General features: G+C 51.0%; 11 protein-coding genes. All 11 read left to right on the forward strand.

The genetic code is table 11. The annotated features are described in order from the left end of the window. Window positions 1–2: 2 nt before the first annotated feature. The 11 genes from PUE40_RS06160 to miaA are packed head-to-tail and all read left to right on the forward strand — an operon-like array spanning window position 3 to window position 12151. Entirely contained in the window at window positions 3–356 is a 354-nt protein-coding gene (locus PUE40_RS06160; RefSeq protein ID WP_277672215.1) for an Asp23/Gls24 family envelope stress response protein, read from the forward strand. An 8-nt stretch (window positions 357–364) separates the two neighbouring features. Continuing rightward, window positions 365–757, forward strand: coding sequence for a transcription antitermination factor NusB (gene nusB, locus PUE40_RS06165; protein WP_277672216.1), 393 nt, complete (start codon window positions 365–367; stop codon window positions 755–757). 1 nt (window position 758) lies between these two features. Beyond that, complete coding sequence (locus tag PUE40_RS06170; protein WP_277672217.1) at window positions 759–1706, forward strand: tRNA (adenosine(37)-N6)-threonylcarbamoyltransferase complex transferase subunit TsaD; 948 nt, start codon at window positions 759–761, stop codon at window positions 1704–1706. Then, window positions 1703–2857, forward strand: a complete 1155-nt coding sequence (gene xseA / locus PUE40_RS06175; RefSeq protein WP_154553576.1) for an exodeoxyribonuclease VII large subunit — start codon at window positions 1703–1705, stop codon at window positions 2855–2857. The genes PUE40_RS06170 and xseA overlap by 4 nt, the downstream gene beginning before the upstream one ends. Beyond that, window positions 2850–3053, forward strand: a complete 204-nt coding sequence (gene xseB / locus PUE40_RS06180) for an exodeoxyribonuclease VII small subunit (protein ID WP_277672218.1) — start codon at window positions 2850–2852, stop codon at window positions 3051–3053. Before xseA ends, xseB begins: the two co-directional genes overlap by 8 nt. After that, on the forward strand, window positions 3046–3936 hold the full coding sequence (locus tag PUE40_RS06185) for a polyprenyl synthetase family protein (protein ID WP_277672219.1): 891 nt from the start codon (window positions 3046–3048) through the stop codon (window positions 3934–3936). The genes xseB and PUE40_RS06185 overlap by 8 nt, the downstream gene beginning before the upstream one ends. Next, entirely contained in the window at window positions 3936–5801 is a 1866-nt protein-coding gene (dxs, locus tag PUE40_RS06190) for a 1-deoxy-D-xylulose-5-phosphate synthase (protein WP_277672220.1), read from the forward strand. Before PUE40_RS06185 ends, dxs begins: the two co-directional genes overlap by 1 nt. Further along, window positions 5782–6612 (forward strand): TlyA family RNA methyltransferase, encoded by an 831-nt coding sequence (locus PUE40_RS06195; protein ID WP_154553580.1) that lies wholly within the window; start codon window positions 5782–5784, stop codon window positions 6610–6612. The genes dxs and PUE40_RS06195 overlap by 20 nt, the downstream gene beginning before the upstream one ends. Before the next feature lie 40 nt (window positions 6613–6652). Beyond that, complete coding sequence (mutS, locus tag PUE40_RS06200) at window positions 6653–9295, forward strand: DNA mismatch repair protein MutS (RefSeq protein ID WP_277672221.1); 2643 nt, start codon at window positions 6653–6655, stop codon at window positions 9293–9295. Then, entirely contained in the window at window positions 9292–11205 is a 1914-nt protein-coding gene (gene mutL, locus PUE40_RS06205) for a DNA mismatch repair endonuclease MutL (RefSeq protein ID WP_154553582.1), read from the forward strand. Before mutS ends, mutL begins: the two co-directional genes overlap by 4 nt. Window positions 11206–11218: 13 nt before the next feature. Beyond that, the gene (miaA, locus tag PUE40_RS06210) at window positions 11219–12151 is read left to right on the forward strand and encodes a tRNA (adenosine(37)-N6)-dimethylallyltransferase MiaA (protein WP_154553583.1); all 933 of its coding nucleotides are present in this window, start codon (window positions 11219–11221) and stop codon (window positions 12149–12151) included. Window positions 12152–12156: the final 5 nt, after the last annotated feature.

The following is a 12156-nucleotide window of genomic DNA, read 5'->3' on the forward strand; positions in this document are numbered from 1 at the left end:
TCATGAGTAAATCAAAAGAATTCAAAGAAAAGAATACAATTGAGGATTCCGTGATTGCCGGGTATGCTGCACAGGAAACCATGAAGCTGCCCGGAGTTATCCGAATGGCGCCCGGAATTGCGGAAAGCTTCTCCCGGAACATTCTGGGCAGGATTACGGAAACACAAGGTGTTCACGTAAACGATGAGGATGGAAAGGTTACTGTGGATATTCACATCATCGCAGCGTATGGGGTGAACATACCACAGCTTTCGTACGACATCCAGAACCGGGTGAAGAAAATCATCGAGAAGGAGACGGGAATTTCCGTCGAAGCAGTTAATATCTGTATTGAGGGAGTTGAAAAGAGCAGGTAACGAGTACTATGAAAAGAGAAGAAATTAGAGAAATGACGATGCAAGTGGTATATCAGATGGATGTGATGGGCGATTTCGACTACCGGAACATCTCCTTGATTACCGAGAATGAGCATATTCAGAAAGAAAAGCAGGCTCTTCAGACCCTGGACGTTATCCGCGATCACCGGGATGAAATTGATGAGATGATTGATTCTCATTCCGATCGTTGGAAAACGAACCGAATGGGAAAGACGGATTTGGCAATTTTCCGTATTGCCGTTGCAGAAATTTGCTATATGGATGCCATTCCGGACAGCGTTTCCATTGACGAAGCGGTGAAGATGGCGAAAAAATACGGGGAAGACCGTTCGTATGCATTTATCAATTCTGTTTTAGGGAAGATTGCCAAGGATAAATAGTATGGCTAAAGTAGTATTGGGAATCGATACATCTAATTATAAGACGTCGGTAGCGCTGACGGATGAGAATGGAAACATCCGATATCAGCGCTCCGAATTTCTAAAGGTAGAACAAGGAAAAAGAGGTCTGAGGCAATCCGTTGCCTTTTTTCACCATTGCCAGGTTCTACCTTCCTTTATTGAGGAAGCTTTTCAGACGGTAGATCCAAAGGAAATCATATCGGTGGCGGTATCGTCTCGCCCACGGAATGTGGAGGGATCCTATATGCCGGTATTCCTATCCGGCGTTCAGACCGGAACGGTGATTTCTTCTGCACTGCAGGTTCCGATGAACTGTTTTTCTCATCAGGAAGGGCATATTGAAGCCATCCTGTCCACGCTGCCGCCAATACCGCAGAAACCCTTTCTGCTGTTCCATCTCAGCGGAGGAACGACGGAGTGCCTTCTGTGCGAACGGACCTGGGAAGGATATGCGGTTGAAATTGTGGGCGGAACTAAGGACATCAGCGTGGGTCAGCTTTTGGATCGGACCGGTGTGCAGTTGGGTTACGATTTCCCGGCGGGAAAATATTTAGACCGAATTGCCATGGGCCGGTCGTATACAGTCTTTCCGGGGAAAATTCGGATTCAGGAGGGGTTCTTTAACTTGTCCGGAACGGAGACTCAGGTGATGAAGAGCATTGAAGAGAAGGGCGATGAAATTGTCCCGGGAATCTTCTACCGGATTCAGCAGCTGCTTCACGACACCGCAGTACAGCTGAGCCAAAAGTACAAAGTGGATACGGTGGTAATGGCCGGAGGCGTTTCCGCCAGCGAGACACTTCGGAAATATGCGGTCCTCTGGCAGGAACAGCGGGATGGCTGCCGCATTCTGTTCGGAGACCCGGTGCTTTCCGGAGATAATGCCGTAGGAATTTCCCTGCTGGGAGGACGGAGGAGTCAAGAATGAAGCCGGTTAGCGTGACACAGGTAAATGAATATCTGGCCAACAAAATTGACAGCGATTTCAATCTCCGAAATGTGGCCATTGAAGGGGAAATCTCCGGATTAACTCGGAAAGGACATGCGTATTTCTCCTTGAAGGATGAACAATGCGTCATCCGCAGTGTGGTCTGGAAAAGTCAGCTTCCAAAGATTAATCCGGAACTTCTGGAAGACGGACGCAACGTGGTTGCGGTGGGATCCGTTCGGCTGTATGCAAAAGGCGGCACCTATTCTTTCCAAATTCACTATATGGAAGATGCCGGGGTTGGAAAAGCGAAGACGGCTTTTGAAGCCTTGAAAAAGAAACTGGAAGCGGAAGGACTGTTCCGACCGGAATACAAGAAGCCACTTCCGGAATTCCCGGAATGCGTGGGGGTCGTCACCTCCACGGAGGGAGATGCCCTTCGGGATATACAGAAAATTATTTTAAAGAAAAACAATTACGTGAACCTTTTGATTTTTCCGACTTATGTGCAAGGCGTGAATGCGCCGGCCAGCATCTGTCAGGGAATTCATTTGGCAAATCGGGTGAACGAATCGGGAAAGCGCCATATTGACCTATTGATTGTAGGGCGAGGGGGCGGATCCCCGGAGGATCTGGCGGCCTTTAACGAGGAATCCGTTGCCAGAGCCATTTTTCAATCGGATATTCCGATTATTTCCGCCGTGGGTCATGAACCGGATGTATCCATTTCCGATTATGTGGCGGATGCCCGGGGGGCAACGCCCAGCGAGGCGGCGGATATGGCGGTGCCGGATGTTCATGAAATTCAGAAGCGCATCGCTGAGTGCCGCAGTGCGCTGAGCGAATCTTTGCGTTTTAAATTGCTGAACGAAAAGAGAATGGTTGAATCACTAACCCAACTGCTTTGTTCCAATATGAGAAACCGGGTACAAAAGGCCCGAAATGAGATGGAGCAGGCATTGATTAAGCTTCGGGAGGGAAATCCGAAACGAGTGCTGGAGAGGGGGTTCGCCGCAGTTCTGAATGAAGCGGGAACTATCGTCTCCGATATCGATAATGTATCGGAGGGCGAAGAGTATACGGTACTCCTGCGAAACGGCCGCTTCAAGGCGCAGGTTACCGGTAAGAACAAGGAGGGACACGATGAGTGATAAGAGTTTTTCCGAATCCATGAAAAATCTCCGGAGTGCCGCAGATCGAATCGGCGGACCGGCTACTTCGTTGGAAGAAGCTCTGGCACTGTTTGATGCCGGAATGAAGGAGTCGGAATATCTGAATTCCGTGCTGGAAAAAGCCGAACAGAAAATCGAAATCTTTGATGAGCAGGAGGGTTCTTCCCATGAATAATTACGATTATTATAAAAACATGATTGAAGAAAATCTGGCGGATAAATTGCCTTCCGTCGCGCCGCAGGTTCAGGTCCTGTGGGATTCCATGAACTACAGCGTGAAAAGCGGCGGAAAGCGCTTGCGTTCGGTTCTGTTGCTGGCCTGTGCGGACTTCGCCGGAGGAAATCCGGAAGAAGCCCTTCCTTTTGCATGTGCCATCGAGTACATTCACACCTATTCGCTGATTCACGACGATCTCCCGGCAATGGACGATGACGATCTTCGTCGCGGAAACCCGACCAACCACAAGGTGTACGGCGAAGCTATGGCCATTCTGGCCGGAGACGGATTACTGAACACTGCCCACGAAATCATGCTGCAGGATGCAGCGGGTTTGAAGGAGGATTCGGAAAAACTCCACCGCCATGTGATGGCGGCGCTGGAAGTATCCCGAAATGCCGGCATTCATGGGATGATTGCAGGTCAGGTAGCGGATATGGAGAACGAGGGAAAAGAATGCAGCGAAGAGATGCTGAACTTCATTGACTCCAACAAGACCGGAGCGCTCCTGAAGGCGCCGATTCTGGCCGGCCTCTATATCGGCAATGCACCGGAGGCGGTTCGAACAGACTTTGAACAGTATGCGGAACTGGTTGGAAGAGCCTTCCAAATTTCCGACGATATCCTGGATGTGATTGGCGATGAAAAAATGATGGGGAAAAAGCTGGGCAAGGATGCCGATCACGGCAAATGCAACTATGCCACAGTCCTGGGGCTGGAGGCGGCCAAGGACGAACTGCATTCTTTAACGGAAAAGGCCGTTGCGCTTATGGAGAAATACGGCGATTCCGCAGAATTCTTCATTGAACTTGCTCATAAGCTGGAAAGAAGGAAATCCTAATGCTGTACGATCTTGAAAAAGAAGATTTAATATCGATTATAAAGAACTCCGACTACGGGGACTTGGAAGCTCTGGCCCGGGAAATACGGGATTTTCTTGTGGAGAAGGTTTCGAAAACCGGCGGCCATCTGGCATCCAATTTGGGCATTGTGGAAACCACCATTGCCCTGCACAAAGTATATGATACCGCCGTGGATCGAGTAATCTTCGATGTGGGACACCAATCCTACGTTCATAAAATCATTACCGGAAGGGCAGGGGCCTTCGACACCCTTCGAAAGTATAAAGGCCTTTCCGGTTTTCCGAAGTCCCGGGAAAGCATTCATGATGCCTATGACACGGGACACAGCAGTACGTCTATCAGTGCGGCTATGGGATATGCCACTGCGCGGGATCTTCGGAACGAAGATTATCAAGTGGTGGCGGTAATCGGCGACGGCGCCATGACCGGCGGCTTGGTATACGAAGCATTGAACAATATCGGAGCTTCCGGAACCAATATCAAAATTGTTTTAAATGACAACGGAATGTCCATCGCCAAAAATGTAGGAGCCATGTCTCGCCATTTGAACAACCTGCGCACTTCAAAAAATTATACCCGAATGAAGAAAAACATCCGGGGAGCACTGGACAATATTCCGGTGGTAGGTCAGCGGGTCAGCGACACCATCTCCCATACCAAAAATAAGATCAAGTACTCGCTGCTGGATGAACAGGGCGTTCTTTTCGAAGATCTCGGAATAAAATATATCGGTCCTGTAGATGGATACGATCTCCAGGCTCTGGTGGAGGCCTATACCGCAGCCAATCAGTACGACGGGCCGACGCTGGTGCACGTCATTACAAAGAAAGGAAAGGGATACTATTGGTCGGAAAAGTATCCGAGAAAATTCCACGGTATCGCTCCATTCGATGCAGATAACGGTAATATATTATCGTCACCTTCCGGACCGAGCTACTCAAAAGTGTTCGGCGACAAGCTGGTGGAGTTGGCACGGGCGGACGAGTCCATCGTTGCCATCTCTGCGGCGATGGGAACGGCCACTGGACTGGGTCCGTTTTACAAGGAGTTTGAACCGCGGTTCTTCGATGTGGGAATTGCGGAAGCCCATGCGGTTGTATTTGCAGCAGGGATGGCGAAGGCCGGCATGACGCCGGTGGTGGCCATCTATTCTTCCTTCTTACAGCGTGCTTTCGATCAGCTGATTGAAGATATTTGTCTGCAAAACCTTCATGTGGTCTTTGCGGTGGACCGGGCCGGCCTGGTGGGTGCGGATGGAGAAACCCACCACGGCATGTTTGATTTGTCCTATTTGAATATGATTCCCAACATGAAAATTCTCTGTCCGGCAGACGGAAATCAGCTGGAAGAGATGTTGGAATATGCGGTCCATCAATACGACGGACCGATTGCGATTCGGTATCCGAGAGGTTCTTCCCAGGGAAATCACCTGAGGCTGAAGCCGTTCACCGGGGAAAATACGGTGCTTTCCGTTGGTAAGGATGTAACGATTCTGGCGGTAGGAGCGATGCTGGATACCGGTATCGAAGCGTCGAGACTTCTTCGCGAGCACGGATTCGATGCAGGGGTTACGGCAATCAACGTGGTAAAACCGATGGACGCCGCGGCAGTGAATTCGGAGACGAAACTGGTGGTCACGCTGGAGGACAACACCATCATCGGAGGTTTCTCCGATGAATTCAATCGGGTGAATCGGGAGAAGGCGTTTGGAATTCTGAATTTTGCCCTTCCGGATCAGTTTATTGAGCAGGGAAGCATTCCGGAATTGCGAGAAGAATGTGCAATGACTCCGGAAGATGTAGTGAAGGGGGTAGAGGATTACTTTGAAAAAAGAAAGGCTTGATGTCATTTTGGTACAGAAAGGTCTGGTGGAATCTCGAGACAAAGCGAAGAGAACCATCATGGCCGGACTGGTTACAGTAGACGGCCGGATAGAAGATAAAGCCGGACAGAAGTTCGATCCGGAACTGGAATTTGCGGTTAAGCAGAAGCTTTGCCCGTATGTGAGCCGCGGCGGATTGAAGCTGGAGAAAGCCATGAACTGCTTTCCTATCGATTTAAAGGATGGAGTGTGCATGGACATGGGCGCCTCCACCGGCGGTTTCACCGACTGCATGCTGCAGAATGGTGCTCGGAAGGTCTACGCCCTGGATGTGGGATACGGACAACTGGATTATAAGCTGCGGGTAGACCCTCGAGTGGTGAATATGGAAAAAACCAATATCCGTTATTTGGACACCGATTTAATCGAAGAACCGGTGGACTTTGTGTCCATTGATGTCTCTTTTATTTCGGTGAAACACATGTTCCCGGTGGTGCAGAAGGTTTTGGATTCGTCGGGACACATGGTTTGCCTCATTAAGCCGCAGTTCGAAGCGGGAAGAGAACAGGTAGGCAAGAACGGTATCGTGCGGGATCCGGCGGTGCACCGTCAGGTCATCGAAAATGTTCTCCGTTACGCATCGGAGAATGGTCTGGAACCACTGGGATTGGCGTTCTCACCGGTAAAGGGGACGAAAGGAAATATCGAATATCTTCTTTTTGCCGGCAAGGCAGAAGGTGAACTTCCGGATAACGGCGAAGAATCCGTTCTTGAAGAATGGGCGAGCCGGATTTCGGACGTGGTTCAGGAAGCTCATGCGGATTTGGACTGATTGGAATAAAGAATAAAAAGGAATGAAAAAGGAGATTATTATGGCATTGTCACCAATGATGCAGCAATACCTACAGATTAAAGAAGAGAATCCGGACTGCCTGATTTTGTTTCGGCTGGGGGATTTCTACGAGCTGTTTTTCGACGATGCCAAAACCGTCTCCCGAGAACTGGAACTGACCCTTACCGGCCGGGCCTGCGGTCTGGAGGAACGGGCACCCATGTGCGGGGTTCCGTTCCATTCGGCGGATTCCTACATTCCCAAGCTGGTGGAGCGCGGTCACAAGGTGGCCATTTGCGAACAGATGGAGGATCCGGCGGAGGCAAAGGGCTTGGTTCGCCGGGAGGTGGTTCGAATCATTACGCCGGGAACCATAGACATCGCCGGTTCCACCGAGAATGACGAAAATATTTTTATCGCATCGGTGTTCGCCACGAAGACACAGGTGGGCATTGCGTACGGGGATATTACTACCGGAGAGCTGGCCTGCATGCATCTGGAATATCGCCATGATCTGGACTCTCTGATCAGCGAACTGGTAAAAATAGCTCCGAAGGAGATCGTTTACGATGAGTCCTCGTTGCCGGAAAACGTGCTGGCGGCGCTGCAGGATCCGCAGATTCAGACCTATTTGAATCCGGTGGATTCCTCCTATTACCGGAAGGCGCTGTGCGAAAAGACGCTGATGAACCAATTCGGGGCATCTTCCCTGATTTCACTGGATTTGGACGGCCGAACGGACTTGGTGCTGGCCTCCGGATCCCTGCTTCTGTACCTGGGGGATACTCAGAAGCAGCGAATGGAGCAGTTCAAGCATTTGGATATTCGAGAATCCAGCAATTACATGCAGCTGGACCGTTCCACCCTTCGAAATCTGGAGCTGCTGGAAACGTTATATGACAAAAACAAGGAAGGCTCCCTGCTGGGCGTGCTGGACCATACGCACACCGCTATGGGCGGGAGATTGCTAAAGCGATTTATAAAAGAGCCGCTGAACAATCAGGCGCAGATCAATGCCCGGTTGGAAGCGGTGGACGCCGTAGTAAATCACCCGCTGGAGCGGAACAATCTGGTGGCGGGCCTTCGGGAAATCTACGATTTCGAACGCCTCAGTGCCCGCGTGGCCAGCGGCCGCGCCAACGGAAAGGATCTGGTGGCGCTGAAAAATACGCTGGGTGCACTGCCGGAGATTCGAAATACTTTGGAGGACCTGGCATCCTCGGCTTTGCTTGCCGAAATCCGGGATTCCATCGATGATTTTGACGATCTGTATCAGATGATTGCGGAATCCATCGTGGAAGAACCGCCATTTATCATCACCGAGGGCAATCTGATTCGGCCGGGATATTCTTCGGAGTTGGACGACCTGAAGGAATCCATTCGGGATGCCAAGGAGTGGATTGCGGGGCTGGAGCAGAGCGAGCGGGAACGCACCGGAATTAAGACCATCAAGGTGGGATTCAACAAGGTGTTCGGATACTATCTGGATGTGAGCAAATCCTTTTCGGATAAAGTGCCGGAGAATTACATTCGAAAGCAAACTTTGGTGAATAACGAAAGGTACATTACGCCGGAACTAAAGGAGAAGGAAAGCCTGGTTCTGAGTGCGGAAGCAAAAATAAATGCGCTGGAATACGACATCTTTCGGAAAATCCGGACATCCATTGAACCATATATCGGATCGCTGCAGAAAGCCTCTGCTTCCGTAGCTTTATTGGATGTGCTGGTTTCCTTCGGAGATGTGGCGACAGCCAACGGCTATGTCCGGCCGGAGGTGGACGATTCCAGCTTGATTGAGATTGAAGAGGGTCGCCATCCGGCGGTGGAGCAGATGATTGGAAGCGGCATGTTCGTGTCCAACAACACCGCCATGGATACGGAACAGGAGAGCCTTCTTCTGATTACCGGTCCGAACATGTCCGGTAAATCCACCTATATGCGTCAGACTGCCATCATCGTGCTGATGGCACAGATGGGATCCTTTGTCCCTTGTCGTCGGGCGCGTATTGGCGTATGTGATCGTGTTTTTACCCGAATCGGTGCATCGGACAATTTGGCATCGGGACAGTCTACTTTTTTCATTGAAATGAGCGAACTGGCCAATATCCTGCGGAATGCGACTCGCCGCAGCCTGATTATCCTGGATGAAATCGGCCGGGGTACCAGTACTTTTGACGGCCTGTCCATTGCCTGGGCGACGGCGGAATATTTGGCGTCGGACGATCATCGGGTGCGCACCATGTTCGCCACCCACTATCACGAGTTGACGGTGCTGGAGGAGCATCTTCCGGCGGTGCACAACTTGTCGGTATCGGTCTCCGAGGACGGAAGCAATGTAGTGTTCCTGCATCGGATTATCGACGGACCGGCCAGCAAGAGCTACGGCATTCACGTGGCGAAGATTGCCGGAATTCCGAAGGCAATTCGCCAAAGCGCGTCGAGAAAACTGAAGGAGTTGGAAGCGCAGTCGGCACCGATGCCGGCGACCACCCAGATTTCCTTCTTCGACAGCGAGGTTGCCCCGGAACCGGAACGGGTTTCCGAAGAGCCTCTGCCGTATGAGGATGTGCTGAAGGAGATTCGCGGAGTGGATATCAATTCCTTGACTCCGATTCAGGCACTGGTGCGGCTGCAGGAAATACAGAATGAAATCAAAGATATTGATGAGGATTCAGAAGAATGATACAAGTACTGGACAGCTTTATATCGGATAAAATCGCCGCCGGCGAGGTCATCGAACGGCCCCTTTCCATCGTAAAAGAATTGGTGGAGAACTCCATCGATGCCGGGGCCGACAGCATTGTGGTAGAAATTCGAAACGGCGGAAAATCCTACATCCGGGTAACGGACAACGGCTGCGGAATCCCGGCGGAGGAAGCGGAAATTGCTTTCGAGCGCCATGCCACCGGAAAGATTCAGACACTGGAAGACCTGGGACATATCGATACCCTGGGCTTTCGCGGAGAGGCGCTGGCCAGCATCTGTGCCATTTCCAGAATGACATTGTATACCCGAACGGCGGAGTCTCCGGTGGGAATCAAGCTGGAAATTCAGGGCGGCCGCATTTGCGGGAAGGAACCCTCCGGCATGAACGGGGGGACCACCATGGTGGTGGAGGACGTGTTCTACAACACCCCGGCGCGTCGGAAATTTATGCGAAGCGATGCGGCAGAGGCTTCCGCCATCATCGATTTCGTTCAGAAAATGGCCCTGTACTATGCGAACGTGGCCTTCCAACTGATTAACAACGGGCGGAACGTGCTCACCACCAACGGAGACGGAAACTATCTTCATGCCATCTCTCGGGTGTATCCTACAAAAGAATTCAGCAATCTGATGGAAATCCAGGGCGAGCACGTGCACGGCTTTATTTCCGATCCCGGTACCACAAAGAATAACCGAAGCGGTCAGATTTTCTTCGTGAACGGCCGGTATGTTCGAAGCGACGTCATTGAAAAAGGGCTGATGGATGGATACGGTGACCGAGTTTTCTCCGGATACCCGGTGGCGCTGTTGTTCATCACCGTACCTCCGGAAACCATCGATGTGAATATTCACCCCAACAAGAAGGAAATCAAATTCCTGGAATCCGGGGACATCAAGAAAGATATCGCTGCGGCGGTGCAGAAAGTGATTCATTCTCAAGATGCGGTACCCCAAGCGATGCTGAAGGAAAAAAACATCTCTTCGGGCTCACTGGAAGAGGTGGCGAAGGAACCGGTAAAAAAACCTTCCGGAGAGCAGATGGGTATCCGGGAATTCCTGCAGGCGAAGAAGCGGGAACACAAACCGAACACAGAGACGGTGTATCATGAAGATGATATGAAGATGGCGTTCCAAGTTCCGGGAGACAGCATGAGCGATGCTTTCAAAGGCTTGGTTCAGGAGGCGAAAACGGAATACGACGGGGAAAAACCAGAGGTATCGGCGGAACCGGTGAAGTCAGATATGAAGTCGGAAGAAGCCGATGAGACGGATCGGATTCCTTTGGCACCGGCCACCACACGGCTCTTCGATTTCAAGAATCTGACTTTGGCGGGATATGTTTTTAATACCTACATCATCACTCAGGCGGGGGATAACCTGTTTATTCTGGATCAGCATGCGGCACACGAACGAATTCTGTACGAAAAGCTGGTTCGCCAATACAATACCGGTGCGCACCTGCCGCAGGATATCCTGACACCGATTCTGCTGAACGTATCCGGCGATGTGTATTTCGGTGAACGGGAATGGATGGACGTCCTTCGGCGAATTGGCTATGCCATTGAGGATTTCGGCAGCAATACTTTTATCATTCGGGGAATTCCGGCCTATATGACTTTGACCGAGGCAGATGCTTTTGCCCGAAATCTGGTGGATGTTCAAGAAAATGAAGTGCATCTGCATCAGAATACCCCGGTGGTGGATAAACTGATTATGCGTTCCTGTAAAGCGGCGGTGAAAGGAAACGATCACCTGTCGGAACGGGAAATTCGAGAGCTGCTGGATCGGCTTTCCCAGTGCGTGAATCCGTTCAGCTGTCCGCACGGACGACCTACTTTCATCCGCATATCCAAGTACGAAATTGAACGATCTTTTAGAAGAAAATAGCAAGGAAAGAATTATGACGACACAGAAGAAAACAGTTTATATTATTGCCGGGCCGACAGCAGTTGGAAAGAGCGTAATTGCCAATTACCTTGCCCGGCGGATTCACGGCGAAATCGTGAATTGCGATTCCATTCAGCTGTACAAATATCTGGATATCGGCAGTGCCAAGCCGAGTCCGGCGGATATGAGCACCGTGCCGCATCATCTGTACGGCGTCATCGATCTGAAAGAGGATATGACAGTGGCGCGGTATCAGAAAATGGCACTGGAGACCATCGATGATATTCTGGAAAGGGGCAAGACGCCGATTCTGTGTGGCGGTACCGGATTGTACCTGAATTCCGTGCTGTACGATATGGATTTTGCGGCGGAACCGGCCGACGGCGGAAAGCGCCGCCGGGAACTGGAAGATATGGCGAAGCAGATGGGCGGCGAATACATGTACGAAGTTCTGTCGGCGGTGGATCCGAAATCGGCGGAACGAATTCATCCCAACAATACCCGAAAGGTGATTCGTGCCATCGAAGCGTACGAATTCGGCTCTAACGTACAGGACCTGAATGCGTGCGGCCTGCGGGAAGGATATGACTTCCGTTTGTTCGGAATCACGATGGACCGGGAGTGGTTGTACGACCGAATCAACCGACGGGTGCTGAAACTGGTTCAGAACGGTCTTTTGGATGAGATTAAATCCCTTCGGGAGATGGGATACGACGAAACGGCACCGGCGCTGAAAGCCATCGGCTACAAGGAGTTCTTCGCATACTACAACGGTGAGATTCCGGAGCTGAAGGACGCCATCCTGGCGGTAATGAAGGATACGCGTCATTATGCCAAGAGACAGCTCACCTGGCTGAAACGTTACGAGGGACTGATTCATTGGATTGAGATTCAACGAAATGAATCCGTGGGTGCAGTCGTTGATCGGATTCTTTCGGCAGAGTAAAGAAG

It is taken from the genome of Mogibacterium kristiansenii (assembly GCF_029224645.1).
GTDB lineage: Bacteria > Bacillota > Clostridia > Peptostreptococcales > Anaerovoracaceae > Mogibacterium_A > Mogibacterium_A kristiansenii.